Genomic DNA, 17,428 nt, shown 5'->3' on the forward strand with positions numbered 1-17,428 from the left:
CGGCCCCTCCCGTCAGCGCCCATCCTGCCCGGCGCCAACCAGTACCCGCCGCGCTAGGAGCGCGGCCAGCGCCCGCACGTGTAGTGGCGGGTTGGTCTCAACGGTCTCAACCGTTGCTGCCGGCTCCGCTCTCGTGGTGGAGTTCGGTGGTGACGGTCAGTCGGATCTGGGCTTCTACCCACGTTCTGGCCAGAAGTGACGTTGCATCAGATCGCGTGGCCGTCGCCAGCTCGCGCAGCAGCGCTGCCGAGTCGGTGAGGCCGATGCGGGCCAGCGCGTTCGCGGCGTCGTCCAGGGCGGTCAGGGTGGTTGGGCGCAGTCGGCGCAGGCCCTGGTGGGCGGCGTCCGCCAGGGCGTGGAGCGCGCTGTCCAGTGCGGCGCTGACCGGGTCGCCCAACGGGCCCCGGTCGCCGGTGGGCAACTCCGTCCCGGCGCCGGACGGGGCGAGGTCGGGGACTACCACGCCGCCGTCGGCCGTTCCCACGGCGACCGGGGCGATCATGATGCCGCCGCCGGACCGGGTCAGCGAGCCGCTGAGGTAGCGCACGCCGCCGGTCCCGAGGGCCTCCGCGAGCGCGTCCAGCGAACCGGGGCAGAGCGGGTTGTAGGTGGCGGACACCGTCGCCGGATGGCCCGCGGGGTCGGTGATCCGGGCCTCCAGCCGCTGCTGTGCCGGGTCGTAGCCGATCGGCCCGGTCTCCGCGACCTCCACCACATGCAGGTTCTCGGCCTCCACCCGGGGCCGGAGCAGCCGCGGCGGCAGCCCGTCCAGGCCGCGTGCGTAGGCGGCCAGATCCCGCACCAGGACCGGCGGCGGCAGTTCGGACCAGGCCGCGCCGAGCGGGGTGACGCTGGTGGCGGCGACCCGGCTGCGGCCCACGACCAGGGCCCGGCTGGCCGAACGGGTCACACTCTCGCTGACCAGGTTGGACACCGCCAGCGCGCCCAGGGTGGTGCCGAGCAGCCGCCGGGAGGCGAGTTGGCCTGCCTGTGGCGGCTCGGCCGCGGCGGACGCCCAGCTGCGCCGCAGCACCAGCACGATCCCGCCGTGGGCGAGGAACACCTCGGCGACCGGCTCCCGCGCGCTCCCGCCGACCCGGCACCCCAGCGCGGTCAGCCGGACCCGGCGCAGCGCGGTGGTCCCGCTCTCCCGCGAGCCCAACACCTGCGAGGCCAGCACCTGCGAGGCCGCCGCTCCGCCCGGACGGGCCGCCGCCCGGTGCCTGGCGTGCAGTTCGCCGAGGGCGTCGGCGTAGGCGGTGGCCCGGTAGCGGGCGCTGCGGGCGGCGTACGCCTCCAACTGGTCGGCGGCGTCGCCGAGGGCCCCGGCGGGCCAGTGCAGTGCGGCGGCGGCCAGGTCGTCCCGGACCCGGCGCAGGGTGCCGACCAGTACCGGGCCCGCGTGTGCCGCGCCCTCCAGCAGCAGCTCGTCGACCAGCGCGGTCGCGGCGTCCAGCGCGCCGGTCGGGGGCGCGGTCGCGGCCCGGCCGCCCACGTCCACCTGGACGGCGCCGGTGCCGTCGGCGGCCCGGAAGGCCCAGACGGCCAGGGCGGTGACCTCGCCGCGCAGCTCGGTCGCGGCGTCGGTGATCACATGGCCCAGCTCCCCGGGAACCGGGAAGCGGACGGTGCAGCTGGGGAGTTCGACCCAGGCGGCGGGCTGCCCGGCGCTCGGCCGGTGCAGCCGCGCGGTGTAGCCGCGGTCGTGGGTGCGGCGCGCGTTGGCCACCGCGCGGGTGCCCACGGCCAGCGTCAGCGCCTCGTCGGTGAAACCGCCGGGCGACCAGTCCAGGACGGGCGGCGGTTCCGAGGGTGCGTCAGCCGACCGGTCGGCCACCGGATGGGCCGCCGCACGGGCCGCCGCGCGCTGGTAGGCGAGGACCAGGCCGATCCGGTGTCGGCACACCCCCGGCGCACCGCAGTCGCAGGCCGCCGAGGTCAGCCCCGCGCCGGGCGGCAGCACCGTCCGCGCGCCGTCGGGGAAGCTGCCGCGGACCGTCCCGTCCGGGTCGCAGTCCAGCTCGGGGCCGCCGCCCGCGTCCAGTTCCTTCGCGGCGCGTTTCACCAGGCCGCGGTTGGCCATGGCGGCCAGGGTGTCCGGGTCCAGGGCGAGCAGGTCGTTGCGGGTCGGGGTCATCGGCCCAGCCTCTCGGCGACGAACTCGGCCAGCTGACCCGGCGTCATCGCGCCCATGTGCGCGCCGACCTCGGCCAGTCGGCCGGCGAGCACCCGGTCGTAGGCCGGTTCGGCCTCCTCGTCCAGCGCGGCCAGGCCCAGCACCGTGGTGCCCTGCTCGGCCAGCGCCCGGACCGTGCGGACCAGCCGGAACTGGTCGCCGCCCTCGTAGAAGTCGCTGATCACCACGAAGACGCAGCGGCGCGGGTTGTCGATCAGGCCGGCGCCGTAGTCGACGGCCCTGGCGATGTCGGTGCCGCCGCCGAGCTGGACCCGCATCAGCAGCTCCACCGGGTCGGTGACGTCCGAGGTGAGGTCCACGACATTGCTGTCGAAGGCGATCAGATGGGTCTTCAGCCCGGGCAGGTTCCACAGGCAGGCGGCGGTCACCGCGGAGTGGATCACCGAGCTGACCATCGACCCCGACTGGTCCACCAGCAGCACCAGTTGCCACTGCTCCAGATGCCGCCGGGTCCGGGAGTGGAAGTGCGGGTGCTCGATCAGCAGGCGGCGCTGGTCCGGCTGGTAGTGCTTCAGATTGGCGCGGACGGTCTGCTGGAAGTCGAAGTCACGGGCGAGCGCGTGCCGACTGGCCTGCCGGGCCCGGGTCCCGGTGAAGGCGCGGCGCAGCTCCGGCTGCAACCGCTCCATCAGCTGCCGGACCACGGTGTCCACGATCCGCCGGGCCAGCGCCAGGACCTGCGGGTTCATCAGGTGCTTGGTGCGCAGCACGGCGCGGAGCAGGGTCTGACTGGGCTCGATCCGCTCCAGCACGGTGGGATCGGTGACGATCTCGTGGAGCTCGTAGCGCTCCACCGCGTCCCGTTCCAGCCGCTCGATCGTCTCCTTGGGAACAGCCGGTGGATCTGGTCCAGCCAGTCCACGGCGGTGACCGGGGACGGGCCCTGGCCGCCCTCGCGGGTGGGCGGGGTGCGGCGGACGCCACGGGCCTCGTGGTCGGGGTCGCGGCCGTAGAGCCACTCCAGCGCGGCGTCCCTGGCGGCGGCCTCGGCGCCGAGCGGACCGGTGCGGCGCTCGGCGGCGGCGCCGAGGATCAGCCGCCAGCGCTCCAGGCCGGGCCCCAGCTCGGCGGCGTCCGGCGGTTGGGCTGCCGGGGTCATGAGCTGCCTCGCAGTCCGTACTGGTCGAGCAGCCGGGTCACGTCGTCCTCCAGGGATCTCGCACGGGCGATCAGCAGCGGGTCGGCCCCGGTGCGCAGCAGTGCGCGGGCGGAGCCGCGCAGACCGCGCCGGTCCAGCAGCCGCTGGGCGATCCGCTCGCGTTCGCGCGGCGGGAAGTAGCCGAAGGCCAGCCGCAGCGCGGGCAGCGCGGTCAGGAACTCGGCCTCGGTCAGCTCGGAGACGATGCCGTCGAGCACGTCGATCACGGACTCCGCACCGTCCGTACCCGCGTCGCCGTTGGTGCCGCTGCCGGTGGTGGCGCTGATCTCGTCGCGGGCCAGGGCGAAGAGCCCGGCGAGCCAGTCGCCCAGGGTGCGCGGGTCGGCGGCGGCACGGACGGCGGCGGCCTGGTCGCCGGTCCCGCCGAGGGTCCAGACCAGGCCGACCGCCGCGCCGCGCAGGTCGGCCGGGGCAGCCGGGTCGCGGCTGACCCGCAGGGCCAGGCCGATGGCGTCCTCCCTGGTCAGCGACAGCAGCGGGGCGGCGTGCAGCAGGGCGTCCCGGACCGCGGCCAGCGCGCGCAGCCTGGCCGGATCGGCGCCCGAACCGGCGCCGGCGCCGCTGCCCGAGCCGCCGTGCAGGCCCTCGACCAGCCACATCGCCCTGGTCACCGCGCCGTCCACGACGGCGGCGAGCAGCGGGCTGCGGGCGACCCCGTAGACCCGGTCGTGCCGCCACAGGCCGAGGGCGGTGGCCAGGGTGGTACCGAGGGTGCCGAGGTCGCGCAGGTCATGGACCCCGGCCTCCAACGCGGCCAGGATCTCGCCGGAGAGCTGCCCGGCCCCGCACAGCACGGCATCGAACAGCAGCGCGGCCAGGCCGTCCGCACCGGCCCCCGCAGCGGCCTCGGGACCGGCCCCCGCACCGGCGGCCGAGGCGGCGTTGCGGGACCGTTCGCCGAGCAGCGCCACCGCGGCCTCGGCCAGGCTCGGGCCGTAGGCGCCAGCCTCGATCAGCGCCGCCTCGCGGGCCTGGGGTCCGGGGGTCTCCGGCTCCCAGCGCTCACCGAAGACAGGGTCGGCGCCATGGGCCGGACCTGCGACCCGGCGGTATCCGGGCACGGACAGCAGGCGCAGCCGGTGCAGCACCTGACTCCTGGTCAGGTCGTCGGCGCTCATCAGGTCGAGGGCGACCGGCCCGGTCCGGTCCAGACCCAGCCGGGTCAGCTGCGCCGTCACCTCGTGCACCAGCGGTGGTGCGGGTGTGTCCGGGTGCAGTCGGCCGACCCGGTCGCCGCTGCTGGCGGCGACCATCTCCACCACCACCGGGTGTGCTCCGGGGGCGAGTCGGCCGCGTCCGGTCCAGGGCAGCGGCTGGTCCAGGTCGTCCGCGATCAGGGCGCTGGCCATGCCGTCCAGGACGTCGGTCCTGGACGGTTGCGGATGGCCGCGCAGCAGCGACAGGCCCCGGGTGAGCACCCGCGCCGAGACCAGGTCGGCCGTGGACACCGGGTACTTGCGCCGCCGCAGCCGATCGGTCACCGCGCGCAGCAGCCCGTCCGCCGCCTGTTCCGCGCCCCGGTCCCAGAGCTGCTGGTAGTAGCCGGGGGAGGGCATCCCGGACTGGTATCCGGCGAAGGCGTCCAACTGCCGGAAGGAGTAGGGGACGAGGAAGCTCCCGCCGACCGCCCCCGCCGGCGGCGCGGGCACCTCGGGCCAGTCCGAACCGGCCCCCTCCTCACCGCGCCCCTCCTCGGCGCAGAGCGCCTGCAGCGCGGGCCGGTGGAAGCCGCCGGTCACCACCAGCACCGGACGCCCCTCGGCCGCCGCCACCGCGGCCCTGACCCAGCAGGCCATGTACCGCTCGCGGGCCCGGTCGCTGTCGTCGGCGTCCGCGTCGCCCCGGACCAGCTCGAAGTACGCGGCCAGCCGCTCGGCCAGACCCGCTTCCGGCTCGACCTCGAACAGCCGGTCCCAGAGCGCGTCCACCGAGTCGGCCGAGAACTGCGCGCAGAGCCGCGCCGTGGCCTCGGCGTAGCGTGCTTCCGCGTCGGCGTAGCGGTTGCTGCGGTCGGCGAAGGCCGGGTGCCAGGACGGCAGGTCGATGAAGCGGACCTCGGCCCCGGCCGCCCGTCCCTCCCGCAGCGCCACCCACTCCGGCGAGTAGTCGCAGAGGGGCGCCCAGGAGGTGGCGGTGCGCTCGGCGTCGCGGTAGTGGCTGAACACCGCGATCGGGAGCTGATGGCCCAACAGCAGCTCGTCCAGCCTGCCGTTGAGGTCGGACGGGCCCTCCACCAGCACGAACGCGGGCCGCAGCGACTCGATCGTGCGGCTCACCAGCCGGGCACAGGCGGGCGAGTGGTGCCGCACGCCGACGAAGGAGACGAAGGAGACGAAGGAGACGGTGCGGTCCATCAGTCGTCCAGCAGGTGCCGCGCGGCATGCAGCTCCTGCCAGGCCGCGCCGTGGCGCCGCGGGGTCCGCTGCTCCAGGTAGCGGCGCAGCCGGGCCAGGTCCTCCGGGTTGTCCTTGGCGGCGGTGCCGGCCAGGCAGGCCACCACGTCGGCGGCGTTGCCCGGCTCGCCGCGCAGGAACCAGCCGCGCACGCCCACCGCGTGGGCCACCGACACGGCTTCGGCGGTGCTCATCACCGAGGTCAGCCGGTCGCCGCCGGCCCCCTGCCCGCCGCCGGCCCCCGGCCCGCTGCCGCTCCCCGGCCCGTAGCCGCCGCTGCCGCCGCTGCCGCCGGTGCCCGCGCGCAGCTCGCGGAAGGTGGACACCAGCACCTCCAGCACGTCCCGGGACGGCGCGGCCTGCACGCCCGAGCTGCGCAGCAGCGCCCCGGCCTCGGCCTCGACCAGGGCGAGTTCCACCTCGAAGTCGGCGATCGGGAACACCGTCTCGAAGGTGAACCGGCGTTTGAGCGCGGCGCTCATCTCATTGACGCCGCGGTCGCGGGTATTGGCGGTGGCGATGATGTTGAACCCCTGCCGGGCGAACACCATGCCGTCCTGCCCGCCGAGTTCGGGGATTGCCACGACCCGCTCGGAGAGCAGCGACAGCAGCGAGTCCTGCACCTCCAGCGGGCAGCGGGTGATCTCCTCGAAGCGGACGATCTTCCCCTCGGACATCCCGCGCAGCATCGGCGCCGGGACCAGCGAGCGGGTGGACGGCCCCTCGGAGACCAGCAGCGCGTAGTTCCAGGAGTACTTGATCTGGTCCTCGGTGGTCGCCGCGCCGCCCTGGACGGTCAGCGTGGAGGTGCCGCTGACCGCCGCCGCGATCAGTTCCGACAGCAGCGACTTCGCCGTTCCCGGCTCGCCGACCAGCATCAGCCCGCGGCTGGTGGCCAGCGCCACCAGCGCCCGGTCCACCAGGGACGGCGCCCCGACGAACTTGCGGCTGATCCCGGCCGCCGCGTCGCCGACGATGAACCGCCTGGCCGCCCGCAGGCTCAACTCCCAGCCCGGCGGCCGGGGATCGCGGTCCTCGGCACGCAGCGCGGCCAGCTCCTCGGCGTAGCGCAGCTCGGCGGGCGGGCGCTGCCACTGCCCGGTGTCCACGGTCGTCGTCATGTCGTCACCAGTTCGGTCAGGTCGGAGATCACTTCGGAGGCGGTCACCGGATCCAGCTGATCCAGCGTCAGCGCACGGGTGTGGCCCTCCCAGTAGTCGGTCGGGGTCTCGCCCAGCCAGATCCTGGTCAGCGTCTGGTCGCCGTGCATGGTCACGGCACCGGCCTGGATGCCCGGGTCCAGCGCGACCACCAGGTAGCGGCCGTCGGCGGTCTGCCGGGAAACCCAGGTCTCCACCCCGCCGTCGCCCGGCTCGCCGCGGTCCCAGCCGCGCCGCTGCAGGCCCAGCACCTTGCCCACGGCGACGGTCCGGCCCTCGAAGCGGCCGAACCCGGTGCCGGCGGCCTCCTCCTCGGTGAGCCGGTGCACCGGACGTCCGAGCTGCGGGAAGGGCTGCAGGATCTCGTAGTCGGCGAAGAGTTCGGCCCACCCGGCCAGGGCGTCGCCGAGCAGCAGCGGGTGGGCCAGCCGGACCACGGCGTCCGGCGGCAGGGTCAGCAGGGTGTCGGCCAGGTCGGCCAGGCTGCCGTCCTCGGCGATCCGGAAGGCGGTGCTGTCGGACACCCAGACCAGGCGGCGGGCGAGGTGCCGGCTCAGCGGGTGGTCGACGAAAAGCTCCTGGAACTCGGCCGGGGTCCAGGCACGACGGCTGGTCATCGCCGCCTCCAGCCGCCGGGTCTGCTCGGCGGCGACCTTGCGGACCTCCTTCTTGAGCGCGCCGAAGCGCTTGCGCTCGGCGGGTGCGCGCACCGGGTCGTCCTTCACCCCGGGCGCGGGCAGGTCCTTGCGGCGCTGTCCGTCCTGGTCCAGGACGTAGGGGCGCAGCTGCTCGTCGAAGCCGACGGTGAAGCGGCGCGGACCGTAGTCGAGGACGGTGCTGCCGTCCGCGTCGAGGCCGAGTTGCGGCACCAGCCGGTCCAGCAGCTGATCCTGGGTCAGCTCGACCGCCGCGGCCACCTCGTCCAGCTTCTCCCTGGCCCTGGCCTTCAGCGAGCGGAAGTGCGGCTGCTGGGCGATCCGGTGCAGCTGCATCAGCGCGGGGACGCTGCCGATCTCGGCCAGCACCTCGAGGCCCTGCGCCGCCCGCTGGTGCGAGCCCTCGTTCGGCCACTGCAGGATCACTCCCGCCAACTGCCGGAGTGTGGTCTCGTCGCCGATCCAGGCCAGGCAGTGGAACGCCCACACGTCCTTGGCCGGCATCGCCGCCTTCCGCCAGCCCTCGAACAGGGCCCAGCCGAAGGCGGCGAGCGACGCGCGGTCGCAGGACTCCAGGACGGTGGCCAGCCCGGCGTAGGGCTCCCGGGGCCTGGACAGCGCCAGCATGGTGCACACATGGCCCACCGCCTCCGGCGCCAGCACACCGCCTCCGACCAGGGCGATCGGCGGCAGCAGGGCGAGGTCGGCCCAGTCGCCGGGCACCGGCAGCCGGGCCGGGAGGGTGAACACCAGCGGGTCGGCGGCGGAGAGTTCGGCGACCACCGCCCCTGCCTCCGCGCCGTACTCGACGGCGGCCAGGGCGACCACGGCCTCGGCGCCGTGCTGGAGCGCGAGGAAGCGCAGCGCGTTCTCGGCCCGCCGCCGGAGCACCCCGGCGGGCCCGACCGCGTCCGGGACCAGCAGCGCGGCGGCGGCGAGCCCGTACCGGGTGAACCAGCCGCGGGCGGTGCCGGACGTGGTTCCGCGCCGGAGCAGCCAGTCCGCCATCAGCCTGGCCGTGCCGAGGTCCAGGAACGGCAGCAGCAGCACACCGGTCCTGAGCGAGTCGGCGGCCACCGCCCGCCGCAGCGCGGGCAGCGCAGCCGTGCCGTGTTCGGCGACGATCGGCCTGAGGACGTCCGCGACACCCCAGAGTCCCTTCGGGTCCCAGTCGGCCAGCAGCGGGAGCACCCGGTCGGCCGGGCCCAGCACAAACAGCTCGGCGTGCTCGTGCCAGCTGAGACTGCCGCCGCGGAGGCGGTCGAACTGGCCGTCCCAGCCGCCCGACGGGATGCCGGAGAGGCGCCGGATCAGCGGGAGCTGCCAGGACTCCCGCTCACCCGTCAGCCACCGCAGTTGAACGTCGGACGATGCGGTTAGGCCCTTCACCACCCGGGGTTTCACGGCCTTGGGCTGCCAGGTCCACGGCGGGTTCCGCAGCAGTTCGGGGACGGCGGCGGCCGGAGTCCCGTCCTGGGCCGGCGCGGCGGGGACGGCGAGCAGCGGGGCGAGGACGGCCGCGAGCCGGGGCTCCAGACCGGGCAGGGCGGCTGCGGTGAGGTCCCGGTGGGCCTCGACATGCAGCGCCAGCAGTTCGGCGACCAGGGCGGACTGTTTCGTCCCGGCCAGCAGCCGCAGGCCGCGCTCGGGGAAGCGCTGGGCGGCGGACCACAGGGCGGGGCGGATGTACTTGTGGTCCGTGCAGTCGAGCAGAACGCCGAAGGCTTCGTCGGTGGGTACTTCGCCGAGGAACTCGAACATCAGCTTCCGCTGGCCGGCCGAGCTGTTGTAGAGCCCCAACGAGTCGGCGATCAGCGGGACGACCGCGGTGCCCACGCCCTCGGCGATGGTGGCGAGGGCGGCGACGGTCCAGTCCGGCCAGACCGGCCGGTTCTCCGAGTCGTCCAGGGCCAGCAGCTCCCACTGCTCGGCGGAGTCCAGCGAGCAGAGCAGCAGCGAGCGGAGCGCCCAGTCGCCCATGCTGTAGCTGTCGGCGGGGACGCAGCACTCGGTCGCCCACGCGGTCTCCGTCGGCAGCAGGTAGGAGACGATCACCCGCCGCCGATCGCTGCTGCGACAGTCGCGCAGCGCCGCGACGACCTCCAGGTAGGCGGCCTCGTCGGCGGCGGCCAGCAGCACCCGCAGCCGGTCGGCGGCCGGTCGGTGCGCCTCGATCACGCTCTCCTCGTTGCGTGCCCCGAGCAGGCGGACGCCGGGGTTGCCGTTGCGGAAGCCCCACCGGTACAGCCCGCTGACCTGGAGGTCGAACAGCTCCACCACCGCGCGGGCGGCGAAGGGCAGGCCGTGCTCGGCCACCCAGGCGTCCACGAACACCGAGGGCACCGCCTTGCGGTCCTCGCCCAGGACGGCGGCGGCCAGCACCGCCGCGCCCAGCGGGTCGTTGTCGCCGGCCCGGTGCGCGGTGGCGGCCCGCACCAGCGCGGCACTGCTGCCCGGGTCGCCGAGCACCCGGTCCAACCAGTCCGACTGCGCCTCGATCCACTGCCCGACCGTGCTCGGCGCGCCCTTGCCGCGCGAGGTCACCGCCCGGGTGATGCCTCCGCGCCGGGGGTGCAGCAGCCGGTGCCACCTGACCGGCAGGGTGAAGTTCGTGACGGTCACTTCGCCACCAGCTCGGTCAGGTCGGCGATCAGCTCGGAGGCCAGCACCGGGCTGAGCGGACGCAGGCTCAGGGTGTCGTTCCGGCCGCGCCAGTAGCTGTCGGGCTGGGCCGCCAGGCCCACGGCGGCCAGGGTCTGGTCGCCGAGGTCGGCCACGGCGCCGACCGGGATGCCGGGATCCAGGTCGATCACCAGGAAGCGGTCCTCGGCGACCTGCCGGGAGATCCAGCACTCCACGCCCGCGTCCTGCGGCTGTCCCCGCTCCCAGCCGCGCTGCTGCAGCCGGAGCACCTTGCCGACCGGGACGGTGACACCCTCGAAGCGGCTGAGCCGACCCGTCTCGGCCTCCTCCTCGGTCAGGGTGTGGACGGCGCGGCCGAGCTGCGGGAAGGGCTGCAGGATCTCGTAGTCGGCGAAGAGCTCCGCCCAGGCGGCCAGGGTGCCGCCGTCGAGCAGCAGCGGGTGGGCCAGCCGGACGGTCGCGTCCTGAGGCAGTGTCAGGGCGTTGTCCTCGGCGTCGGCGCAGCTGCGGTCCTCGGCGACGCGGAACGACTGGACCGTGCCGTTGTGGTCGGCCAGCCAGACCAGGCGGCGGACCAGGTGCCAGACCAGCGGGTGCTGGACGAAGAGCTCGTCGAACTCGGCCGCCGACCAGGCGCGTTGGGTGACCATGGCGGCCTCAAGGCGGCGCACCTGGTCGGTGGCGATGGTGCGGACGTCCTTCTTCAGGGCGGCGAAGCGCTTGCGTTCGGCGGGTGCGCGCTCGGCGTCGTCCTTGGCCCCGGGCACGGGCAGGTCCTTGCGGCGCTTGCCGTCCTGGTCCAGCACATAGGGGCGCAACTGCTCGTCGAAGCCGACGGTGAAGCTGCGGGGGCCGTAGTTGATGACGGTGCTGCCGTCGGCGTTCAGACCGAGGTCGGGGACCAGCCGGTCGGCCAACTGATCGCCGGTCAGCCCCAGGGTCTCGGCGATCTCGGCGATCTTCTCCTGGGCCCTGGTCTTCAGCGCCTTGAACGGCACCCGCTGGGCGATCCCGTGCAGGTGCATCAGCGCCACGTCCGAGCCGATGGCGGCCAGCACGTCGAGGCCCTCGGTGGCCCGCTGGTGCATCCCCTCGCCGGGCCAGGCCCGGAGCACGGGGGTGAGCCGGCGCACCGTGCTGTCGTCGCCGAACCAGGCCAGGGCCTGCAGCGCCCAGCTGTCCTTGGGCGGCATCGCGGCCTTCCGCCAGCCCTCGAACAGGCCCCAGGCGAACTCGGCCAGCGACTCGCGGTCGCAGGACTCCAGCACGACGTCGAGCCCCGCGTAGCGGTCGCCCGGCTTGGACAGCGCCAGCACGGTGAACACGTGCCGCACCGACTCCTCGGGCAGCGCACCGCCCTTGGCCAGGGTGATCTGCGGCAGCAGGGCCGGCTCGGCCCACTCGCCGACCACCGGCATCCGGGCCGGGAGCACCGCCTCCAGCGGGTCGGCGGACAGCAGTTCGCCGACGATCCCGCCCGCCTCGGCGCCGTACTCGGCGGCCACCGCGCGGACGGCCTCGGCCCCGTGCCGTCCGGCGGCGAGCCGCAGTGCGGCCTCGGCGCGCCTGCGGTCGGCACCGGCCGGACCGACCGCGTCCGGCACCAGCAGCGCCACCGCGGGCAGCCCGTGCCGGGCGAACCAGCCGCGTGCGGTCTGCCCTGCGGACTTCAGCCGGACCAGCCACTCGGCCATCAGCCGGGCCGTGTCGAGGTCCAGGAACGGCAGCAGCAGGACACCGGCCGACGCCGGGTTGCGGACCGCCGCCCGCAGCACCGGCGGCAGGGCCAGTACGCCGTGCTTGGCGACGATCGGCCGGAGGATGTTCACCGCGTCCCAGCTCTCCCCGGGATCCCAGTCGGCGAGCAGCGGCCGGACCCGCTCGGCCGGCCCGTCCACGAAGAACTGGACGGCCAGGTACCACGACAGTCTGCCCGCGCGCACGGCCTCGATCTGGGTGTCCCAGTCCGGCCGGGGGGACTGGTGCATGTGCCAGGAGCGGTCGACGGCCCAGTCCTGCTGTTCGCCCACGGCCCAGGCGACCTGCGGCTGCTCCTGACGGGGAGTCAGGCCGGTGCGGACGCGCGGCTTGGCCGCCTTGCGCCTGCGGGTCCACGGCGGGCTCACCAGCAGCGGCGGCAGCGCCTCGACCGGAGCCTCGGCGATCCGCGCGGACTGGACGAGCAGCGGGGCGACGGCTGCGGCGAGTTCGGGGGCCAGCTCGGTCAGGGCGGCCTCCGCCAGTTCGCGGTGGGCCATGACGTGCAGCAGCAGTTCCCTGGCCGGCTTCGCGGTCTCGACGCTGGGTGCGCCGGCCGCCGCGGCCAACAGCCGTAGCGCCCGCCGGGGTTGGCGCTTCGCCGACACCGACAGCGCGGCGCGGACGTGCCGGTCCTGGATCCGCGCCAGCAGCAGGCCGAAGGCCTCGTCACCGGGGATCTCGGCGAGCACCGAGGAGACGGTCCTGAGGTAGTCGCCGGACAGGTAGGTGGTGTCCAGCGCCTGGCCGATCACCGGGGCGGCATCGGTGCCGAGGCCCTCGGCGAGCGTGGCGAAGGTGGCCAGCGACCAGTCGCCCCAACCGAGTCGGAGCGGCCAGGTGATCAGCGAGCGCTGCTCCGGGGTGCTCACCGAGGACAGCAGCATCAGCGTCATGATGTCGTCGAGCTGACCGTGAGGACCCGGCTGCGCGCAGGCCTCGGTGACCCACTCCGTCTCGCTGGGCAGCAGGTAGGCGACGACCACGCGGCGGCGGATCCCGTCCCGGTGCGCGCCCAGCGCGGTCACGGTGGCCCGGTAGGACTCCTCGTCGGTGGCCGCGATCAGCGCGCGCATGCGGTCGGCGACCGGGCGACGCCGGTTGATCGTCGCCGACCGCTGACCCTCGGCGAGACGCTTGACCGAGGTGCTGGAGCCCATCAGGTCGATGTGGAGTTCGAACAGCTCGGCCACCGCGCAGGCGGCGAACGGCAGTCCGTACCTGGTCACCCAGAAGTCCGCGAACGGTTCGTACCTCTCACCCTGCGCGGCGAGGGCGACGACGGCGGCGCCGAGCGGATTGGGAGTGCCGTCGCGGTGCGCACGGGCGGCCTCCACCAGTGCGGTGTCACTGGCCGCATTGGCAAGCGCATGAGTGACCACGAGGTCGTTCTCGGTGAGCAGTTGCTCGCAGCCGCGCAACGCCTCGTCGCCGCGCGGGGTGACCTTCCGGGCGACGCCGCCGCGTCGGGGGTGCAACTGCCGGTGCCAGCTGCTGGGCAGCGTGAACGTGTCCTCGTCCATGACGGTGTTCATGATGGATCCTCCCCCCGACCTCCCTGATCGGATGTCGGAACCGTAGCCTCCGGCACTGACAGGCAGACCCCCTAGGGTGGCCCCCCATGACCATCGTTTCCGTCCTCGTGGACACCACCGTCGTCGGCTCCGCCGCCGGCTCGCTGATCTGGCGGCGCGGGGCGTCGGGCAGCGGTGGCCGGCGCCGGTGGTGGACCGCGGGCGGTCCGGAGGCGGCGCTCGCGCTGGTGGTGGGGCTGATCCTGCTGAACGAGGTGCTGGTCTCGGTCTATGTGCTGCGGGTGCACGGCGGTGACCCGTCGTTCGTCACCCGGTACCTGGCCCCCGGCTGGTTCGAGACCGACCGGGGCAGTCTGATCCGCCGTCTGGCCGCGGTCTGGCCCGCGCCGGGGCTGCTCGCGCCCAGCGTGCTGCGGGTGCAGGCGACCCTGGAGCTGCCGTTCGGCCTGCTCGCCTATCTCTCGGCGCTGCGCTGGCTCGACGCCGGACTGTACCGGCGGGTGGCCCGCTCGCCGCTGCTCGGCTGCGCGGCGGTGGCCTACACGGTGGTGTTCTGCGCGGTGGAGTGGTTCTTCCACAGCCCTTACACCGCTTGGGACATCGGGCTCAGGCTGGTCTCCGCCGTCGTGACCCCGCTGTGGATCGCCGCGATAGCGGGACGGGAACAGGGGACGGCCGCGGAGCCGGGCCGGGCGTCGTCGGCCGCCGAACTGCTGCTGTTCTGCGGCGCCGCGGGCGCGCTCGGCTATCTGGTGCTGGTGCTGTACGGGACGGTGCTGCTCTACAACCTCGGCCTGTTGGGCCATCAACTCCCCGGTGCGGCGGTCGCCCTGATGATCCTGGTCGGCTGCCGTACGCTCGCCCGCCGGCTGCGGCCGAGCGCGCCGCCCGGCCCTGCGGTCGCCGCAGTGGGGTCCGGGCTGCGCTGGTTCCTGGTTCTCTTCTTCGCCCCGGCCCTGGCCGTGCGCTACGCGGTCAACTTCGGCACCCCGTGGGTCGCGCTCGGCGCGGTGGCCGTGCTGGCACTGACCGCGGCCTGGCTGGCGCTGCGGGCCACGGCGTCGGTCCGACTGCTGCTGACCCTGGCCGGGGCCGCCGTGCTCGGCCTGCTGGCCGGGTACGCGGCGGTGTCCGCGGTCGCCGACGCCTACTACGAGGCCACCGCGCTCCGGGGGTTCGCCGTGTTCGTGCTGACGGTGCTGGCCGCCTGCCTGCTGGCGGACCGGCTCAGCGGCGGCAGCGGCGGCAGCGGGACGGCGGACGCAGCAGGGCGGGCGCTCCCTCCGTGGTGAACGGAGGGGGCGCCCGCCCCGGGAAACGACCGGGTTACGGCCGGAACTGGACGACCTGCGGGTCGTGGTCACTGGTCTGGTTCGCGTACTCCGAGTTGACGTGGACCACCTGGTAGACCGGGTCGGTGATGCCCGGGGCGGTGAGGATGTGGTCCAGCACCTCCGAGACGCCTTCGTAGTCGTAGGTGTACTGCTCGTTGACGGGCAGCGTGGTGATCAGGTCGGTCAGGATCGCCGGGCCGGTGCCGTCCGAGGTGCCGGTGCGCAGCGAGGCCAGGGCCGGGCTGAACTGGTAGTCGTTCAGGTCGCCGAGGACGACGACGTCGGCCTTCTTCTTGATGTCCAGGATGTGCTGGATGAAGTCGTGCTCCACCTGGGCCTGGCCCGAGCGCTGCAGCGCCGAGGACTGGGCCGGGAACTGGAACCGGCCGTCCTGGCTCTGGTCGCCGAGCTTGGCGTCGAAGTGGTTGGCGATCACGAAGACCGTCTTGCCGCCGAAGGCGAACTCGGCCACCAACGGCTTGCGGCTGGAGTTCCAGACCGGGTTGGTCGGGTCGATCCGGCCGGGGGAGAGGGTGAGGTCCGGGTTGCCGCCGTTGGAGACCACCTGGGTGCTGGTGGTCGAGCGGTTGACCGTGCTCGCGCCCTTGTCGACGAAGCTGACCCGGGCGTCGTTGAAGAGCAGCACCACCCGGATGTTGCCGCCGGGCTGGCCGCCGTCCTTGTCGTTGACCGGGTCGATCGAGCGGTAGCTGTACTGCGGGCCGCCGGCCGCGACGATCGCCGCGGTGAGCTTGTTGATGGTCTGGTCGGCCGCGACGGTGCCGTCGTCGGTCGCGCCGCTGTTGTCCTGGACCTCTTCCAGCGCGATGATGTCCGGCTTCGCCAGGTTGGTGACGATGCCCGACGCCAGCTTCTGGTACTTGGTGGCCGCGTCGCCGGGGGCCAGGTTCTCCACGTTGTAGGTGGCGATGGAGAGCTGCTTGCTGCTGGTGGTCGGCTTCGCCGCGACCGGCGCGAGGTTGCCCGCCTGCACGGTGCCGAGGCTCGACGCGGCCAGCACGTAACCGCCGTACTGGGAGTAGTCGATGGTGCCGACGGTCGCGCCGGTGAAGGTGTCACCCACGCTGACCTCGGGGTTGCTGCCGTTGTCCGCGACCACCTCGAGGCGTCCGCTCGGGGTGGCGTTCTCGGCCAGCAGCTCGCTGCCGCCCCGGTAGGTCACCGCCTCGGTGGGCTTCACGGTGACGTACTGCTCGCCGTACTGGTCGGACGGGCCGACCACGCGGGCGTTGTCGGCCTCGACCCGCATGCCCTCGATGGACTCGTAGTAGTCAAGCACCGAGCGGGCCGGGGTGATCGGCGTGCTCTCGATGTTGGCCCCGCCGAGGTCCGGCGCGTAGGTGTCCGGGACGTTGGCGGCGCTCAGCACGATCGGCGCGGGCAGGGCGTTGCCGCTGCTCAGCACGGTGACGGTGGGCGTGGCCAGCTCGGTCACCGAGAGGTTGGAGGTGGTGCTCAGGGTGTCGCCCGAGGCCAGCTGGTAGTAGTCGGAGACCTTGGCCGAGACCAGCACCGAGTCGCCGACGGCGACGGTGGGCGCGGAGGAGGTGTAGACGAACACGCCCTCGCTGGTGGCCGGGTTGGCGTCCGGGTTGGGGTCCTGGATCCAGAAGCCCTTGGAGCCGGTGGTGCGCAGCGCGGTGACGATGCCCGGGACATTGGTGACGCTGTCGCCGTTGTGCGGGGAGACCCAGGAGGTGCCCTGGATGTCGTGGATCCGCAGCGGACCGGGCGTGGCCGTGGGCGTCGGGGTGGGCGTGCCGCTGTCGCTGGACGACGGGGTCGGCGTCGGCGAGGTCGGCACACTCGACGAGTTGGCCGGGCTCGGGGTGCCGGCGCTGAAGTCCGTGCCGTTCTGGTCGGTGTCCGCGCTGCTGGCGTTGCGGGAGTCCGAGGTGGTGTTGCTGGTGGCCGGAGCGTCGGCGGAGCCCTCGTGGACGATGGCGGTGCCGTAGCCCACCAGGTCGTGGATGCTGCCGTCGGCGGCGCAGTCGGCGGTGGTCTTGCAGGTCAGCGCGGTCTGCGAGGTGACCAGGGCGACCGTGCCCGCGGTGCCGCTCATATTGACCGCGCCGGTGGCGTCCGGAGTCGGCAGGCTGTCGGTGCCCCCGGTGCCCGCGGCCTCCTGGACCAGGTACGAGCCGCCCGGGGCGATGGCACCGGTGAGCGGGGTGACCTGCCAGGTCGTGGTCGCGCCCGGCGCGGCCGAGATGTACTGCACCGACCAGGAGCTGAGGTCGACGGGGGTGCTGCCGTTGTTGTGCAGCTCGATGAAGTCGTTCTTCAGCGTGGCGCCGGAGTTGCCGCCGCCGCCGTAGACCTCGTTGACCACGACGTCGGTGGAGGAGGTGGCGTTGGCCGTGGGGGCCAGCGCTATGGCGGCGATGGTCCCTGCCGCTGCTGTGGCGGCGAGCAGCACTCGGGAGCGGGAACGGGATCTGGACACGGTCCTCCTAGACCTGATACCTGGCTTGGGCGGAGATTCAGTGAGGGTTCTGAGCCGTTATCAGGAGTCATCATGGACGCCTTGGATGAACCCTGCATGTCACTTGGGAATACTGCAACCACCGAG

General features: G+C 73.9%; 9 protein-coding genes. 1 reads left to right on the forward strand and 8 read right to left on the reverse strand.

The features are described from left to right. Nucleotides 1-106: 106 nt before the first annotated feature. Genes ACEZDG_RS10600 through ACEZDG_RS10630 form a run of 7 tightly spaced genes read right to left on the reverse strand, consistent with a single transcriptional unit; the run spans nucleotide 107 to nucleotide 13,501 of the window. Nucleotides 107-2,137 (reverse strand): hypothetical protein, encoded by a 2,031-nt coding sequence (locus ACEZDG_RS10600; RefSeq protein ID WP_380506041.1) that lies wholly within the window; start codon nucleotides 2,135-2,137, stop codon nucleotides 107-109. Then, nucleotides 2,134-2,991, reverse strand: a complete 858-nt coding sequence (locus ACEZDG_RS10605; protein WP_380506044.1) for a VWA domain-containing protein — start codon at nucleotides 2,989-2,991, stop codon at nucleotides 2,134-2,136. The genes ACEZDG_RS10600 and ACEZDG_RS10605 overlap by 4 nt, the downstream gene beginning before the upstream one ends. Beyond that, nucleotides 2,886-3,296, reverse strand: a complete 411-nt coding sequence (locus ACEZDG_RS10610; protein WP_380506047.1) for a hypothetical protein — start codon at nucleotides 3,294-3,296, stop codon at nucleotides 2,886-2,888. Before ACEZDG_RS10610 ends, ACEZDG_RS10605 begins: the two co-directional genes overlap by 106 nt. Then, nucleotides 3,293-5,710, reverse strand: a complete 2,418-nt coding sequence (locus tag ACEZDG_RS10615; protein ID WP_380506050.1) for a DUF5682 family protein — start codon at nucleotides 5,708-5,710, stop codon at nucleotides 3,293-3,295. The genes ACEZDG_RS10610 and ACEZDG_RS10615 overlap by 4 nt, the downstream gene beginning before the upstream one ends. Continuing rightward, nucleotides 5,710-6,870, reverse strand: a complete 1,161-nt coding sequence (locus ACEZDG_RS10620; RefSeq protein ID WP_380506052.1) for an ATP-binding protein — start codon at nucleotides 6,868-6,870, stop codon at nucleotides 5,710-5,712. Before ACEZDG_RS10620 ends, ACEZDG_RS10615 begins: the two co-directional genes overlap by 1 nt. After that, on the reverse strand, nucleotides 6,867-10,187 hold the full coding sequence (locus ACEZDG_RS10625) for a DUF4132 domain-containing protein (RefSeq protein WP_380506055.1): 3,321 nt from the start codon (nucleotides 10,185-10,187) through the stop codon (nucleotides 6,867-6,869). The genes ACEZDG_RS10620 and ACEZDG_RS10625 overlap by 4 nt, the downstream gene beginning before the upstream one ends. Continuing rightward, nucleotides 10,184-13,501: a DUF4132 domain-containing protein gene (locus tag ACEZDG_RS10630; RefSeq protein WP_380506058.1), complete on the reverse strand. Its 3,318-nt coding sequence runs from the start codon at nucleotides 13,499-13,501 to the stop codon at nucleotides 10,184-10,186. Before ACEZDG_RS10630 ends, ACEZDG_RS10625 begins: the two co-directional genes overlap by 4 nt. A gap of 86 nt (nucleotides 13,502-13,587) precedes the next feature. Between ACEZDG_RS10630 and ACEZDG_RS10635 the strand changes: the two genes are divergently transcribed. Beyond that, nucleotides 13,588-14,793 carry a hypothetical protein gene (locus ACEZDG_RS10635; RefSeq protein ID WP_380506061.1) on the forward strand — a complete coding sequence of 402 codons (1,206 nt, stop codon included), beginning with the start codon at nucleotides 13,588-13,590 and terminating at the stop codon, nucleotides 14,791-14,793. A 34-nt stretch (nucleotides 14,794-14,827) separates the two neighbouring features. Here the strand turns inward: ACEZDG_RS10635 and ACEZDG_RS10640 are convergent, their stop codons facing one another. After that, nucleotides 14,828-17,302: a lamin tail domain-containing protein gene (locus tag ACEZDG_RS10640; protein ID WP_380506064.1), complete on the reverse strand. Its 2,475-nt coding sequence runs from the start codon at nucleotides 17,300-17,302 to the stop codon at nucleotides 14,828-14,830. Nucleotides 17,303-17,428 lie beyond the last annotated feature (126 nt).

It is taken from the genome of Streptacidiphilus alkalitolerans (assembly GCF_042511045.1).
GTDB lineage: Bacteria > Actinomycetota > Actinomycetes > Streptomycetales > Streptomycetaceae > Streptacidiphilus > Streptacidiphilus alkalitolerans.